This is a genomic window from Gordonia caeni, assembly GCF_039537105.1.
GTDB lineage: Bacteria > Actinomycetota > Actinomycetes > Mycobacteriales > Mycobacteriaceae > Gordonia > Gordonia caeni.
The window spans coordinates 199,006-214,640 of sequence record NZ_BAAAZW010000008.1 but is presented as its reverse complement, the minus strand read 5'-3'; the positions used below and the strand labels follow the sequence as shown (position 1 = coordinate 214,640).

At 64.7% G+C, this 15,635-nt stretch carries 16 protein-coding genes; 9 read left to right on the top strand and 7 right to left on the bottom strand.

Features of this window, described 5'->3' with window-relative positions:
• Positions 1–14 precede the first annotated feature (14 nt).
• On the top strand, positions 15–365 hold the full coding sequence (locus tag ABD732_RS14585) for a hypothetical protein (RefSeq protein ID WP_344784991.1): 351 nt from the start codon (positions 15–17) through the stop codon (positions 363–365).
• Positions 366–368: 3 nt separating this feature from the next.
• Here the strand turns inward: ABD732_RS14585 and ABD732_RS14580 are convergent, their stop codons facing one another.
• From ABD732_RS14580 to guaA, 4 genes are all read right to left on the bottom strand, one after another.
• Positions 369–809, bottom strand: a complete 441-nt coding sequence (locus ABD732_RS14580; protein ID WP_344784989.1) for a hypothetical protein — start codon at positions 807–809, stop codon at positions 369–371.
• 68 nt (positions 810–877) lie between these two features.
• Complete coding sequence (locus ABD732_RS14575) at positions 878–1,192, bottom strand: hypothetical protein (protein ID WP_344784987.1); 315 nt, start codon at positions 1,190–1,192, stop codon at positions 878–880.
• 475 nt (positions 1,193–1,667) lie between these two features.
• Complete coding sequence (locus tag ABD732_RS14570) at positions 1,668–2,855, bottom strand: uracil-DNA glycosylase family protein (RefSeq protein ID WP_344784985.1); 1,188 nt, start codon at positions 2,853–2,855, stop codon at positions 1,668–1,670.
• A gap of 176 nt (positions 2,856–3,031) precedes the next feature.
• Complete coding sequence (guaA, locus tag ABD732_RS14565; RefSeq protein ID WP_344784983.1) at positions 3,032–4,618, bottom strand: glutamine-hydrolyzing GMP synthase; 1,587 nt, start codon at positions 4,616–4,618, stop codon at positions 3,032–3,034.
• A 254-nt stretch (positions 4,619–4,872) separates the two neighbouring features.
• On the opposite strand from guaA, the gene ABD732_RS14560 reads away from it, so the two are divergent.
• The 5 genes from ABD732_RS14560 to ABD732_RS14540 all read left to right on the top strand — a co-directional run bounded on the left by ABD732_RS14560 (position 4,873) and on the right by ABD732_RS14540 (position 11,118).
• Positions 4,873–6,228 carry a lipase family protein gene (locus ABD732_RS14560; RefSeq protein WP_344784982.1) on the top strand — a complete coding sequence of 452 codons (1,356 nt, stop codon included), beginning with the start codon at positions 4,873–4,875 and terminating at the stop codon, positions 6,226–6,228.
• A complete protein-coding gene (locus ABD732_RS14555; RefSeq protein ID WP_344784981.1) occupies positions 6,228–7,538 on the top strand; it encodes a hypothetical protein in 1,311 nt (436 codons plus the stop codon). The genes ABD732_RS14560 and ABD732_RS14555 overlap by 1 nt, the downstream gene beginning before the upstream one ends.
• Entirely contained in the window at positions 7,531–8,160 is a 630-nt protein-coding gene (locus tag ABD732_RS14550; protein ID WP_344784979.1) for a hypothetical protein, read from the top strand. Before ABD732_RS14555 ends, ABD732_RS14550 begins: the two co-directional genes overlap by 8 nt.
• Positions 8,161–9,268: 1,108 nt before the next feature.
• Entirely contained in the window at positions 9,269–9,709 is a 441-nt protein-coding gene (locus ABD732_RS14545; RefSeq protein ID WP_344784977.1) for a hypothetical protein, read from the top strand.
• 119 nt (positions 9,710–9,828) lie between these two features.
• Complete coding sequence (locus ABD732_RS14540; RefSeq protein ID WP_344784975.1) at positions 9,829–11,118, top strand: hypothetical protein; 1,290 nt, start codon at positions 9,829–9,831, stop codon at positions 11,116–11,118.
• Here the strand turns inward: ABD732_RS14540 and ABD732_RS18785 are convergent.
• From ABD732_RS18785 to ABD732_RS14525, 3 genes are all read right to left on the bottom strand, one after another.
• On the bottom strand, positions 11,040–11,441 hold the full coding sequence (locus ABD732_RS18785) for an ADP-ribosylglycohydrolase family protein (protein WP_425553056.1): 402 nt from the start codon (positions 11,439–11,441) through the stop codon (positions 11,040–11,042). The genes ABD732_RS14540 and ABD732_RS18785 overlap by 79 nt on opposite strands.
• Before the next feature lie 9 nt (positions 11,442–11,450).
• A complete protein-coding gene (locus tag ABD732_RS14530; protein ID WP_344784973.1) occupies positions 11,451–12,365 on the bottom strand; it encodes a hypothetical protein in 915 nt (304 codons plus the stop codon).
• 228 nt (positions 12,366–12,593) lie between these two features.
• The gene (locus ABD732_RS14525) at positions 12,594–13,292 is read right to left on the bottom strand and encodes a TetR/AcrR family transcriptional regulator (RefSeq protein WP_344784971.1); all 699 of its coding nucleotides are present in this window, start codon (positions 13,290–13,292) and stop codon (positions 12,594–12,596) included.
• An 86-nt stretch (positions 13,293–13,378) separates the two neighbouring features.
• Between ABD732_RS14525 and ABD732_RS14520 the strand changes: the two genes are divergently transcribed.
• From ABD732_RS14520 to ABD732_RS14510, 3 genes are all read left to right on the top strand, one after another.
• Positions 13,379–14,134 carry an SDR family oxidoreductase gene (locus ABD732_RS14520; RefSeq protein ID WP_344784969.1) on the top strand — a complete coding sequence of 252 codons (756 nt, stop codon included), beginning with the start codon at positions 13,379–13,381 and terminating at the stop codon, positions 14,132–14,134.
• Positions 14,135–14,176: 42 nt separating this feature from the next.
• A complete protein-coding gene (locus ABD732_RS14515) occupies positions 14,177–14,503 on the top strand; it encodes a nuclear transport factor 2 family protein (RefSeq protein ID WP_344784967.1) in 327 nt (108 codons plus the stop codon).
• Positions 14,504–14,642: 139 nt separating this feature from the next.
• On the top strand, positions 14,643–15,629 hold the full coding sequence (locus ABD732_RS14510) for a diaminopimelate dehydrogenase (RefSeq protein WP_344784965.1): 987 nt from the start codon (positions 14,643–14,645) through the stop codon (positions 15,627–15,629).
• The last annotated feature ends 6 nt before the right edge of the window (positions 15,630–15,635 follow it).

The window sequence follows — 15,635 nt, the reverse complement described above, 5'->3', positions numbered from 1 at the left end:
CTACAGTCCGCCCCATGAACCCCACCGATGCCATCTGCCCCGTGCCGCGCATGCTCGGCTGGTACGACGTCGCAGCCCGCGTCACCTTCACCTCCCACGACGGCGTGCGGGTGCGGATCGCCCACGGCACCTACCTGGATTCGCACGAGCAGGACGGGGCCGTCTTCCTCGGCGACGGTGTCGAGATGATGTTCCATCACCTCGGTCTGGACCTTCCCCGAGGTCAGCAGCTGCACACGTTCTGCGACGCGGTCACCGCCGGCCTCGCGAATTCCACGACAGCCACGGTCGTCATCGACGACGGCGAACTCCTGCTCGAGCTGACACCGTGGCAGGAGGTTCCGGGCAGCTTCCTGGATGAGTGAGCACTACGGGTTCAGCATTTTGCGGCACTGTTCCATCGTGTTCGTCTGCCTGCACTCGTTCCACTTCGCCTGATCGTCGGCCCACGAATGACGCGGATCCTGTCCGATGTTCTCGCGCCACCGATACTCGTCGCACATGATCGCGACTCCGTTGGGATCCACGGCGGTCTTACCCGCGTCCGCTCCGAGGCAGCGTGCTCCGAGTACCGGCCCCGCCGGCGGCGCTTGAGGCTGGACCGTCTGCGTCGGAATCGTCTGTACCGGCGCTTCTGTGGGGACCGGCGTCTCCGCAGGCACTGACTCCGGCGCGGAGGTCGACGCTGTGGCGGTCTCGATCTCCGTCACCACCACACCGGTCTCCGGCGCTTCGTGTTTCTCGCCGGCACAGCCGCTCAGGGCCAGGGCGAGTACGGCCAGCGCGGCGATTGCCCACTTGGATTTCATACCCGGGAGCCTGTCACACGACACAGACATCCGAAGGCGATGGCCGCTGGTCGCAACGGGCCCCCGGACTAGCTGACCATGATCACGATCAGCGAGGCGAGGAGAACGATGGCCGCAGCGACACCGCCGATGAGGACCTTCATATGGAGGAAGAACCGTTCGACAGCGGTGTCGACCTTCTTTGACGCCTGTGTGCGGCCCAACCTTGTGGCAAGTGGAGCAACGAGGACAGCAGCTCCTACGGCTCTCACGACCGCAGTGAATGCGTCAATCCCTTTGTCTACGTTCGTCGGTGGCGGTTGCCTGCGCAGGCTGACCAGCTTGCGTGGCGCTGCACTCTTGCGGTTGCGGAGACGCGGAGTGAGACTGGCCGTTGCGGTCACGGGCCCGAGGTTGCGACCGACCCAGACACCACGAGTACTCGTTCTCGCCGGCCCAGTGCCGAGCCCGATTCCGATTCCCATCGCTGGTCCTTCGCGCCGTGGTCCGCGGGTTTCCCCGATGCTTCCTCCGATACAGGAGGTCTTGTCGACGCCGCAATCAAACACCCTGAGCGTCTCGGACGCACGCATCCGGGGCGAAAAGTATCTGAAGTGTGACCGCGAGAGGGACCTGCCGCTTCGTCACCGAAGAGCCCGCCGCGCTCATCACGCCCGAGCCCGGACATGCCCACGTTGCGACGAGCTATGGGTTCAGCTTTTCGCGATCAGCACAGGATCACAGCAAGTACCGCCGACACTACGACGACTTACTTTAGTCCCCTATTTCTGGAAGGCGCGATGCAGGTAGAGACACTCGAACCAGGAAAGCCTCGCGAATTCCGCCTTTTGGACAAATGCACCAATTTAAGAGATCACGTCATGGACGCATTCTGCCGATTCCACGAGGAACATCCTTGGTTAACTCAGGGTGAGACCACCGATAAGCATCGATGACCTCTTGGAGGTAATGTTCGAGTCTCCTTGGCCTTCGACCGTCCCTGTCACCTATAGAAACGCGATACTCGCCGGCAAGACGATGAATCTCCGATCGATCGTCCTCTTTCAAAGGAACCGCGAGATCCCTCGCCACCCCTTCCGCAGCTTCAGTGAGAACTCGTCCTTCATAGATCAGATCGTCCCAGTAATATTGGTTAACAACCCTTACCTCGAACCCCAGATCTGAGTTGTGGTCCAATTCTGGGTAGTCCCAAAATTCCTGACTGACCGACATACCTACGGAATGAGTGGAAACATCTTGGTGATCGAATATGTCTCCGACACTCACACTACTGCAATACTCGGCCTTCGACTGGCCATTAAGAAGCGTTCGAACTGCATCAAAACCGTTCATGAGGCTCGTCTCGAACTCTGCGATCTTACCTGGAGAGAATTCCGCAGAGTCCATAAGACGCGGACTGGTGTGGCAGGTGATTATCACCTGATACTTCTCGGAATATTCCTTATCGTAGCGACATAGGACACCCCATACGTCCCGGGCCACGCGACCGAAAAGCATGACAACTTCTACATCCGGACACACCTCTAGTGCAGCCCGCAGTGCTTCGACCGCCTCGCCTACCTCATTCGGAGAATTCTGCTCCACCCGACCGGTCCACGGGTATGCATTCCACACGACAACATCTTTGAAGGAAATACAATACTCTTCGAGATATCTTCTAAATCTGACCGTTGACCCATCAGTATTGTCAATACTCAGTACAGCCGAGTTGACAGCCTTTCGGATCACCTTACTACCAGGCGACTGGAACACCGCGAAAACGCGAGCCCGCGTGCCACCGTAACTTGGAGACAAATATGGAATAAACTTTCCCGGATGCCGCCCGCGAAGAATGTCAACCAAGTTGTTAATTGGTGCAACATGCGGTTCACGAAAATCAATGTCAGGAATAGAGGGATCGTGATCACGGAGAGAATCTGCACTGGTCGACGCACGACTCTTACGCCTACGCCACCAACCATTGAATCGATCGGCAACGAATTCCAGTCCCAACTCAACGAAGGCATCTGTGAAGTCATCTTGCCCCGACCGCCGACCTTTGCGCATCTGCTCCGCCTACCATTCAGGTCTTTACATGACAATTCTGGCATTGCCACGAGATCCTGCGTGGTTGAACGGCAGAGTTCACCTCAACTGATCTCGTTCTGCACCCACTGAGCTCCTAGGGTGCGAGAGTGGGCAGAAGATGTCAGATGGTCGCCTCCCAGAGAACTGGTCAGCAGTCACTCCCACTCGATGGTCCCCGGCGGCTTGCTGGTGACGTCCAGGACCACGCGGTTCACGTCCGGAACCTCGTTGGTGATCCGGGTGGAGATGATCTCCAGCACCTCGTAGGGCACGCGGGTCCAGTCCGCAGTCATCGCGTCTTCCGACGACACCGGGCGCAACACGATCGGATGCCCGTACGTACGACCATCCCCCTGCACACCCACGCTCCGCACGTCGGCGAGCAGCACCACCGGGCATTGCCAGATCTGCCCGTCCAGGCCGGCTGCGGACAGCTCCTCGCGAGCGATCAAGTCGGCCTTGCGCAGCAGTTCCAGACGATCAGCGGTCACCGCGCCGACGATCCGGATAGCCAGCCCCGGTCCCGGGAACGGCTGGCGCGCAACAATCTCCTCCGGCAGCCCGAGCTCACGACCGACGGCTCGCACTTCGTCCTTGAACAGCAGGCGCAGCGGCTCCACGAGCTTGAACTCGAGGTCTTCCGGCAGCCCGCCGACGTTGTGGTGGCTCTTGATGTTGGCCGTCCCCGACCCGCCGCCGGACTCGACGACATCCGGGTACAAGGTGCCCTGCACCAGGAAGTCGACCTTCTTGCCGGACTCGGCCTTGTCGCCCAACACCTCGGACACCGCATCCTCGAACGACCGGATGAACTCACGGCCGATGATCTTGCGCTTGGTCTCCGGGTCGGAGACACCGTCCAGCTCGGAAAGGAACTTCTCCTCGGCGTCGACGGTCACCAGACGGGCACCGGTCGCGGCGACGAAGTCGGTCTGCACCTGCTCGCGCTCCCCCGCGCGCAACAGACCGTGGTCGACGAAGACACAGGTGAGACGATCCCCGATCGCGCGCTGAACCAGTGCTGCGGCGACCGCGGAATCCACACCGCCGGAAAGCCCGCAGATCGCCAGACCGTCGTCGCCCACCTGGGCCTTGACGTCGGCGATCAGCGACTCGGCGATGTTGGCGGCGGTCCACGTCGGCTTCAGGCCGGCGACCTCGTACAGGAAGCGCGTCAGCACCTCCTGACCGTGCGGGGTGTGCAGGACCTCGGGGTGGTACTGGACGCCGGCCATCCGGCGCTCGACGCACTCGAACGCGGCGACCGGAGCCCCCGGGGTCGAGGCGGTGACGGTGAAGCCCTCGGGTGCGGCCTGTACGGCGTCGTTGTGGCTCATCCACACCGGCTGAGTCTCGGAGAGACCGTGGTGCAGGACGCCGCCGTCGCCGGAGATGTCCATCATGGTGCGGCCGAACTCGCGGCCCCCGGTGTTGGCGACCGTGCCGCCCAGGGCGTCGGTCATCTTCTGGAAGCCGTAGCAGATGCCGAAGACCGGAATCCCCTGGTCCAACAGTTTCGGGTCGAGAGTCGGGGCTCCGTCGGCGTACACCGACGCCGGCCCGCCCGACAGGATGATCGCCACCGGATCCTCGGCGAGGAACTCCGCCAGCGGGGCATCGTGGGCGATCACCTCGGAGTAGATACGCGCCTCCCGCACCCGTCGCGCGATCAACTGCGCGTACTGGGCACCGAAGTCGACGACGAGGACTGGTCGCGGGTGGTCCACCGAGGTTTCCGTCACGAGGCCCAGTCTATTGCCTCGCTGGTCGACCGCACTCGAGCCCCCTGATCCGCCAACCTCCCCTGGGCCGCGCCGTCGAGGAACGGCCGCCATCACACCGCAACGAACGAGTGCGGCCCCTCCACGAAGAGCCGAAACGACCCGAGGCACATCAACCGGGCACTAGTGTTTGAGCTGTCGCACTGCAGCACCACGTGACCCTCCAGACAGGCCAGAGAGCAGCGAACACCATGGCTTCTCGCACAGTCCACATCGTGACTGCCATCGCCGCCGCGGTCGTCAGCGGCGCCGTCCTCTTCGCCACCGCACCACCCACTTCCCTCGTCGACGCACCCATGAACCAGCAGGCCGAGGCCGGCGGGGAACTCGACAGCGACGTGGTCCCCGAACTCAGAGACTTCTACGACACCCCCATGCCCGACGACGCCGAGGTGGGGCAACTCTTCGCCGCCGAACCCGTCGACGGCGCACCCGACGACGTCAAGCTCTACCGGATCCTCTACGTCTCCTCCGACCTCCAGAACAACAAGATCCCGGTGTCCGGAATCTATGCGGCCCCTTCGACAGGCTCAGGGAGCGAAGGCGACGACTCAGGGAGCGAAGGGGACGGCTCAGGGACACAAGGGGACGGTTTTCCGCTCGTCTCATTCGCACACGGAACACTCGGAGTCGGCCGGCCGTGCGGAATCAGCCAGACACCGTTACAGCCGCGAACCCCCGGATACACCGCCTGGGCGCCGCACATCAAACCCCTCGTCGACGCCGGGCTCGCCGTCGTCGGCTCCGACTACTCCGGCATGGGCGCCCCCGGACCCTCGTCCTACCTCGTCGGTCCTCTCGAAGGCCGCGGCATCCTCGACGCCATGCGCGCCGTCCAGGACCCCTCCCCGCTCACCGGCGACATCCCCATCGACACAAGCAAACTCGCCGTCTACGGCAAATCCCAGGGCGGCGAAGCCGCCAACAGCGCCCTGCAACTCGCCCCCGACTACGCGCCCGACCTCGACATCGCCAGCGGCGTCCTCCTCGCCCCCGGCTACACCCCGCCCATCCGCGGACTCCTCGACACCGTCATCGACAACCCGACCAGCACCACCCAAAACATGTTCGTGCTGCTCATCGCCCGCTCCTACGCCGAAAGCTATCCGGACCTGGTGAGCCTCGATGAGATCCTCACCCCCGAAGGCATCGAGAAGGCCAAACTCCTCGACACCTACTGCGCCAAAGCCCTCACCGACCAGGTCTCCGACGTACCGCTCAACCAGCTCGTCAAGACCCCCGTCTCCGGTGACCTCATCCGCGCCATGAGCATGGCGATGCCCGGCACCAAGAGGATCCCCACCCCCATCGGCATCTGGCAGGGCCTCGAAGACGTCACCATCATCCCCCAGTTCACCCACGCCCAGGTGATGGCCCAATGTGCGCTCGGCACCACCACCTTCTACGTGCGCTACCCCGACGACGACCACGGCTCGATGAACTATCAGGCCCGCGAACACCAGCCGTCGGCACTCGACTACATGAAGAACATCTGGGACGGTGAACCGGCACCCGACAATTGCGCTAACCGATTGCTCGGCACCCTCAACACGGCGCCGGCGGTGAACTGATGAACCGCGACATCACCCTGGAAGCCTCCCTCGCGATCGCCGTCGGGCTTCTCATCGTCACCTGGGCCGCATTCCGCAGCACGGACCCGCCCGCTCCGGGTGCCCTGCGCCGCGGCGGCATGGCCGCTACCCTCACCTACGCCGTCCTCGCCGTCCCGGTCCTCGTCACCCGCGGCCTTACTCTCATCGGCCTCATCGTGCTGCTCGTCGCGACCGCCCTTGCCTTCACCGCCAGCACCTACTCGCTGCACCGGTCCCAGACCGGCGACGGCGCTGCGCCGCCCGAAACCGCGCCCGAACGGTACGCCCGCTGCGCCGTCTCCATCGGGGTCGCCGCCGTCCTGCTGATCGCGGCCGGCCAAACCCTCTCTCTGCTCAGCAGTCTCGACCCGCGCGTCATCGTCCTCGCCGTCGCCGTCGTCGCCGCCTGGATCGCCTACGCACAAGGTCTCGCGGCCACCCACCGCGTCGGCTCGGTCACCATGTGGTTGATGTTCATCCCCATCGTGCTGTGCCTGGCCCTGGGCATCTACCTCGGCAGCCCCGGCGTCATCATCACACCGATCCGCGACGTCGACGGCGTCACCGCGGCCACCGGCGTCGGTATCGTCGTGCTCCTGATCGTCATCGGCTGGGCCGACAACACCCTCCGCAACAGCGCCCTGATCGGCCACTGGTCCCGGTGGCGGACTCTGGCCGGACCGCTCATCGTGGCGGCGCTCATCGTCATCGGCCTGCTCATGCTGCTCGGCGGCTCCATCCTCGTTCCCTCCATGGAGTTCTTCACCGTCCCCGCCAACCTCGACATGCTCCCCGGTCTCGCAGGCGGCGCCCTCGCCATCCTCACCGTCTTGTTCACCGCGCTCGTCGCCCACGCATTCAGCGGTGCCGCCCGCGCCGGGATCACCGCGACTCCCGGCGAACAGAACGACGAGTTCGCCGTCGCGCCCGCCTGGCTGCTCGGGGCAGCGATCACCGCGGCCGTCCTGGCACTCCTCGACCCCGGCGCCGGCCTTCTGCTGTTACTCACCGCTCTCGTGGCGGCAGCACTCATGGGCACCCAACTGGCGGCCCAGACCGGCGGTCCAGGTCGGGCGGTGGGGCTCGCGATCGGCGTCGTAGCCGGAGTCATCGTCGTCATCGTCCTGTTTCTGACCGGACAGACCGGGATCGGCTGGTGGACGAGCCTGGCCGTCGTTGTCACCGCCGTCGTCGCGTTCATGGCGGCGACGATTGTCGGGCCACGCGTCACCGGCGCGGAGGCTCCCCACAACTCTGACGCCGAGGGGAATGCGAACCAGCATGTCTGACCCGATCCCGATCCCGGTCCCCGAGCGATTGACCGGCCGTGAAGCGCTAACCACTAACGGACAGCCGGCCGGCTGGAGTCTCTCCGACTTCTGGGCATGGTCATCGTCGGACCTGCTCGGCAACGCGCTCCGCGGCATGCTCGCCGAGTTCATCGTCGGTACCGCACTCGATTGCATCGGCACGGACGCCGTCCGACAAGAATGGGACGCGACGGACCTGATTACGAAGGACGGCCTCGCCGTCGAGGTAAAGTCCACCGCCTACCTGCAATCCTGGGGCCCCACCACCACAGGCTCTCTACGGTTCGGAATCGGCGAGACCTACGGATGGGATGCGCGAAGCAACACTTACTCCCCCGAGCACAAGCGGCAAGCAGACGCCTACATCTTCTGCGTCTTCACGGCGAAAGACCGCTCCACGGCCGATCCACTCGACACCGATCAATGGGAGTTCTACGCCGTCTCGACAGCCTGTCTGAACCGGACACTGGGAAGGCAGAAGTCTGTAGCCTTGTCCGTCATCAAGAAGCTAGACGGCGTAACGCCGGGAGCCTACTCAGACCTGGCCGACATCGTCAGCAGGGTTCTCGCCGGCACCGATCACCACAACCGATTGAAGTGACCCATGTCGACTCACGGCTCCAGTAATACGGCGACCTCGCCGGTGCCTGGAAGGGCTATCTCACCGAGTGCCACAGTCTTCTCGCCCTCCACCCCTCGGTCCCACTTGCCAGGCGGTTCGTCGCTGGGCGACGGCCTGCGAACTCGTCCTGTGGCTCACGTTCCTGATCACCGAACGAGATCGGTTCAGTGCCGAAGTTCAGAAGATCACCAAGCTTGTCGAGACGAGCCGGGGTCGGCTCGCCGTCCCTGCGTCGCTAAGGACATCTATGCGATGCGCTGGTCCGTGAAGTGGTGTGGAGAGGGACCAAGCGGCGGGTGGAGGTGCTCTTCGGAAACGTGCGTGACCGCACTTATCTCTCGGACGCAACCGCGCCGCGAACCGGCAACCACGACGAACATCGCCACCTCGAGCAGCGGCACCCTCCTCGCGGAGTGCTGAGCCGCGGCTGGCGGCAGATCTCCTTCTCTCGCAATCCAGAGGTGCTGCGCTGCGACAACGAACTGGCCGTCGAGCCCGGAGATCCACTGTGGCGCTACCACCCTCGGATCATGCCCCCTGATCTCACAATCGACACCTGTGGTGATCACAATCGCAGCGCTCCTCCCGACCATCGGTGCCGCCTATGGCGACGTCAGTCCCTGAGCATGATTCCGTAGAGGTCTGACATCCCAAGCACTTTCACCCGAAATCAGTTCAACCTTTCGAGTTGAGCGCTCGGCGAACCAGCTGAACATCAATCCTCCGCGTGTCGACCGTTTCCGTTCTGTCGTTTTCGAAGCAGACACGTGAATTCAGCGGCGTCGCGAAGCGTCGTATAGGCACAGTTGGTAGAGGGACACACCCATATCTGAACTATGAATGCGCCACTGATCTAGAGTCACGCCTGTGAAGACCACCCCGACATGGGCGGGGTACAAGTCAAACAGCGCCTGGAGATCGTCGAGGTCGACGAGGACTTCTTCGAGTGGTATCCGAGTGCGCCCTCCGGATCAGAGCGGACCGACGCAGCCGTTCTCTCGAACGGACTTTCCAAACCAGGAGGCGGCTACACCGCAGCGGCAGGCGGACCGCAGCAGTGTCGTATCGGTGTGCCACGATCCGTGTCATGACTCACGCATCGAGCACGACCACGATCCGTCGGCGTCTCGCCATCGCAGCCGTCGCCGGCGTTCTCTCCGTAGGTGGCGCCGCCGGAGTAACTGCGACCGGCGGTCTCGGTGCGGCACACGCTGTCCCGATCGATCAGACCAATGGGGCGGTCACGGACGCGAGCAGTGACATCGAAGTCGCGCACGCCGCCTACCGCGACCTGACGATGAAACGGCTCTCACACGAGAAGGCTGTGGCCTACGCGCGTGGCGAGATGACCGCGAAGCAGGCCACTCGGTCGCTCAACAAGCACCTTCACCGCTACTGTGCGTCCGCCCGGCTGATCAGTCGGGCGCTCTCCGACCGCGGCTACAACAGCGCAACCATTCAGAACTACTATCACCGGTCTGGTTGCATGGGTGCCCCGAGCATCACCCACAACGCGCCGAAGGCGTGAAAACCCACCGGGTGCGAGTGGCTGTCGGCAGTGCCGTCTAATGTTCATCGCGGATCCTACAGACGGATCTGCCGACCACTAATAGCGTGAGTTCGGCCGCTGGATCATGGGGAGAGCAGATGAGCAAGCAGTCCGAAGACCTTCTCCCGTTGTGGACGCTTTCCACGACGGAAACCGAACTGCCCCTGTCACTGACAGAGCCGATGACTCCTTCTCGCTTGACTGAACTTCGCGCCGTGCTGGCAGCCCTTGCGGAATCACCAATTGCAACACTTGAAGCACACCCTCTGTCAGCTCCTGCAGACACCTCCAAGGGGATCTCACTCGGGCGCATGAGCCCCCTCGCTCAAGAACTAGCCACCCTGGCCGCGCAGTCCACGCGTTCAGTCCCCAAAGCGGCGGGCAACAGCGGGGAGGTCCTGTACCGAATGGTGGTGCCGGCCAAGGTCGCTGCTGAGGTGAGCGGCGGGGTCTTGGAACCGATGATCTCGAAGGCAGTCCCCGGCGGCGTCCGTAGCGCACTGGTCGGCACGAATGGAATCAGCGCACATGCCAGCTTCGTGCCGGCAACAGCCGGTGCAGCAGGTGGCTCCGCCGCAACGGTAGGGGTTGCCGCAGCAGGTGCCGGGGCGCTCACAGTGGCCGCACCGCTCGTCCTCTTGGCAGTCGCGGCGGGCGCCAGCGCGCATGCTGACCACAAGCGCCAGTTGGAGATCGAGAAGATCACGGCCTTGCTGGAGAAGCTGCATGAGGACCGGCTCGACGATGAACGCAACAGGCTGGATGGGTGCCGGAGCGCCATCGACAAGGCGACTGCGATTCTGCTGGACAAGGGGAAGATCGGCCTCTCCCTCGGCCTCGACACCGCGGTGCACACAATCGATACGGCACTCGCATCCGCCCAGAGGCGGATCACCGACTGGCGGGCCGCACTCGAGAAGCTCCCGCCCGACAAGGTGGAATTGCGCCAGCTGAACGACGCGATCGCGGGTATCGAGTCCCCAGGGAGCGAGTTCTACGTTCACCTCGAGCTGGCCGAACTGGCCATCGCCCTCAAGCGCCGCGTAATCGTGCTCCAAGCAGTCGAACACGCACAGCAGGACGATGGCAATCCCTTCGAGTCATTCACCAATTCGATCAATCTGGACGCGCAGAATCTCGAGAAGATCGTGACCGGGCTCCGCGACGTCCTCCTACGGCTGTCGACCCTCCAACTCGACCGTTCACACGGGATGAGGGATTTCACCTTCAGCTCCGGAGCGGTCGACAAACTGCTGAACACGTCACACCGGCTACGAGCCCTGGGGGATCGCGTGGAAGCAGGTAGAAGTCAGTCCGATGTTGCAATCGAAATGGTGCAGAAGGTCGATGGTTCGATCGTCGTCCTTCCCGCGATGGCCGCGGAGTAATCGACTCTGAGAACCGGCCACGTCCGACACTCCCCCAACACAGGGTCTCCGCAAGCTCTGTCACCCGGGCCGCTGACGGCGGGCTGAGCCGCCTCAACGAGGTCCTCGCCTCGCCGGCCCGGGTACCCGTGCAGGATCTGCCGCCACTGCGCGGGAATCATCGACGCTCCCCAGCGCGCTCCAGGTAGCGCTCCGGCAATCGCCGCGACTGTGTCGGTGTCGGTGTCGTCGCCGATCCGGATCGCGGTCTCCAGGGCCGCACGGAAGTGCTGGCTCTCATTCTCAACCGAGAGCCGTCTGGCCAGACCGTCGTTGAGCCGCAAGGCAGTTCTTCAAATGAGGCCCCTACGACAACTCCCCCCCTCCGGCACTCCATCCCGAAACAGCGTCGCCACGAGCCCCGTCACCGTGTCCCGGGCATGTGCCGCGCTTTCATCGGCGAGGTCGATCCCCTCCGAGGTCTGCGGAAGGTCAGGGCGCCCGTCCGAGTACTGGACGTCCTCGGCCACCTGAACCACGACGATGTACCGACCGGCCGGACCGAGCACACCGGTCGTCAGATGAATCCACTGCGGACCGACGCAGCACATCCACCCCTGCTTCACCGCGACGAGGTCGTCGCGCTCGAACACACCAACCAAGCCGAAGCGCTGGTCGTACCCGTCCGCGCCCACGTCCGTCCAGTTGTGCAGATGACCGAGGATCCGCTCGGCCCACGACGGTCCCGGGGCGACGATTCCCACGGGCACGCTGTGAGCCGCGTCGAGGTCGTCGAGCAACCGGTCGTAGAGCGTGGCGACGTCCGACGCGGTGGTGCGGGTGTGCCACCACGGCCCGTCCTCCGACGGCGCCGTCGCACCGAGGCCGAAGCGCTCGGCGACCGCACCCACGACCGCCGGCCCACCCATCTGATCCCAAAGGATGGTCGCCGCAACGTCTTCCGAGGCGGACAACATCTGACCGAGCAGCATGTCGTCCTCCGGAGCCACCGGCCGCACGCCGGTCGCCTCCAGGAAGGCCAACTGCGAGGCAATGAACAGCTTCGCCAGCGACGCGGTCAGGATCGGTTCGTGTTCGTCGATCCCGACGCTCTCTTCGGTCTCTCGGTCGACGACAATCAATGAGGCGCCGGCCCGGCGGAGTTCGGCCCAGTCCTGCACGTCATCCAGGCGGGCACCGATGAGGTCCATCGAGGTACTGGCGGGCTCGGACTCGCTGTCCGGCACTACCTTCACCAGCACCGTCACACCTAGTAACAGAAGTACGACAACCAGCGCTGCGAACCGCCGACGACGCCCGCGGCCGCCCTTCGGCGTCACCTCGAAAGCTCGCGACCCAGGCACGCCCTCACGGTAACCCGACCCCGGGCACCTGCGTCCGTCCATCCCGGCTGAAGCCCCGGGCGCGCGCAAATGCTCCCCGCCCGCACATATCGTTGCTAGGCCGCCCGCCGCTTCGGCCTCGACGACGCACTGTCAGTCGTCGGCCGCTGCCGCGAGCCGGCTGAGCCAGCTCACCAATAGCGCAGTCTCCTCGGGACCGAGGATGTCCGGATGACCGGCGGCGTAATCGAGCACGCCCAGAATCGTCGGTCGCGAGCCCGCTTCACCGACCAGTGTGGCACCGGAGATCGCGGAGATGACCGCCTCGCGCGCCGCCGCGGAGAGTTCCGGGTCAGGCTCGCCGAAAATGATCTGCCGCAGCGTCACCCCGATATTGGTCGCCAGGATGTGTCCGCTCGCCTGCTCCGGCGACACCACCAGTCGCCCCTGATCTGCAGCCCGGTGCACCAGCGCCCGCAGCAGCACCGCGGGCCGAGCCTCGGCAGCTCGGGTGTCGCCGGGACGTACCTTGCCGTACATCAACGTGTAGAAGCCGGGATTGGCCAGCCCGAACGCCACGTGCGCGTCCCAGCCATCCCGGATGTCCTGGATGGGATCACCGGTGGACTCATGGGCCTGCTTCTGCGCGATGTACAGCTCGAAGCCGCGCTCGACCACGGCGTCGACCAGACCCTGCTTGTTGCCGAAGAAGTGATAGAGGGTGGGCATCTTCACCCCGGCCCGGTCGCACACCTCACGGAGCGAGAAGTCCTCCCCCGGCGCGACGGCAATGAGATCCGCAGCGGCGTCGAGCAACCGCGTCCGTGTATCGACCTTGTCATCTTCTATCACTCCGCTATAGTATCGGTGTATCGCTGATATATGTATATATATCGTCGATAGAGTGTCCGCGCACCAACCGAATCTGAGGAGAACCCATGATCACCCGAACTCTGGCCGGAAAGAACGTTCTGATCGCCGGCGGCGGCAAGAATCTCGGCGGGCTGATCGCGCGCCAGGCCGCCGAAGCCGGCGCCAACGTCGCTGTCCACTACAACTCCGAATCGAGCCGGGCCGAGGCCGAGGAGACCGTCGCCGCGGTGACCGCGGCCGGCGGTAAAGCTCTTCTGCTGTCCGGCGACCTGACCGTTCCGGCGAACATCGAGAAGCTCTTCGCCGACACCGTCGCCGGGCTCGGCTCGGTGGACATCGCCGTGAATACCGTCGGCAGAGTGCTCCGCAAGCCGATCGCCGAGACCTCCGAAGAGGAGTACGACGCGATGTTCGACATCAACAGCAAGGCCGCGTACTTCTTCATCAAAGAGGCCGGCGGGCAACTCGCCGACGACGGCAAGATCATCACGATCGTCACCTCGCTGCTGGCCGCGTTCACCGACGGCTACTCGACCTATGCCGGCGGCAAGAGCCCCGTGGAGCACTTCACCCGAGCCGCGGCGAAGGAGTTCGCACCCCGCGGGATCTCGGTGACCGCCGTGGCCCCGGGCCCCATGGACACCCCGTTCTTCTACGGCCAGGAAACCCCGGAGCGGGTCGAGTTCCACAAGTCGCAGGCGATGGGCGGCCAGCTGACCAAGATCGAGGACATCGCCCCGATCGTGAGCTTCCTCGCCACCGACGGCTGGTGGATCACCGGGCAGACGATCCTCGCCAATGGTGGCTACACCACCCGCTGACCTGCCGGCCCGCAATCACCCACACCACTCCAGGAGCAGAGCATGAGCACTTCCACACCACCCCCGGTCGCCTCCTTCATCGACGCCGTCAACCGGCATGACGAAGAGGCCTTTCTCGACGCCTTCCCCACTCACGGCTTCGTCGACGATTGGGGCCGGGTCTTCACCGGCCGCCGGGACATCAAGGCCTGGAGTGACAAGGAGTTCATCGGTGCCCGCGGCACGATGACCGTGAGCGAAACATCGACAGCCGGTGACGAGGTGACCGTGGTCGCCGACTGGCGCAGTAGCCATGCGAACGGCCTGAGCCGCTTCGTTTTCCGGATCGAAGGAGACAAGATCGCCTCCATGACAATTCGCGAAGGCTGAGCACTCCCCTGAGCGCCGACGACTCCGTATGGATTCGTCGGCGCTCACGGTTACCCAGCCCCGTGCACAGGTGGCTAGGCTCGGGGCGTCGTCGGCCGGACTCGCCGGCCGACGCGCACCACGAAAGAGACACAGTCCAGTGAGTACACAGATCCGTATCGGCATCGTCGGCTACGGCAACCTGGGGCGCGGCGTCGAAACCGCGATCGCCCTCAACCCCGACATGGAGCTGGTCGGGGTCTTCACTCGCCGCGCCCCGGCGAGTGTCGAGCCGGTCGGCGCGGCCACGCAGGTCTTCCCGATGTCGGCCCTCGACACCGATCGCGACGACATCGACGTCCTGATCCTGTGCGGCGGCTCGCGCAGCGACCTTCCCGAGCAGAGCCCGGCGCAGGCCGCCCGGTATTCGATCGTCGACAGCTACGACAACCATGCGCGGATTCCCGACCACTTCGCCGCCGTGGACGCCGCCGCGCGCGCCGCGGGCACCACGGCGGTGATCTCGACCGGCTGGGATCCGGGCCTGTTCTCGCTGAACCGCGTCTTCGGCGAAGCCATTCTGGCCGAGGGCTCCACGTACACGTTCTGGGGCCGCGGCCTCAGCCAGGGCCACTCCGACGCGCTGCGCCGGGTACCGGGAGTGGCGGCCGGAGTGCAGTACACCCTGCCCTCGGAACCGTCGATCGAACGCATCCGCGCCGGGGCCACCCCCGAACTGTCCACGCGCGAGCGCCACACCCGCGAGTGCTACGTGGTGCTCGCCGAGGGCGCCGACGCCGAGACGGTGCGCGCGGACATCGTGAACATGCCCGACTACTTCGAGCCCTTCGACACCACCGTGCACTTCATCAGCGAGCACGAACTGGCCAGCGACCACCGGGGCATGCCGCACGGCGGTTTCGTGATCCGCAGCGGCACCACCTCCGACGGCACCGCGCAGGTGATCGAGTACAGCCTCGCGCTCGACTCGAACCCGGAGTTCACCGCCAGCGTCCTGGTGGCCTACGCGCGTGCGGCGGCCAGGATGAACCGGGCGGGTGACGTCGGCGCCAAAACCGTCTACGACGTCGCCCCGGGCCTGCTCTCCCCACTGTCGGCGGAAGAGTTGCGCGCCGGATACCTCTGATCGGCC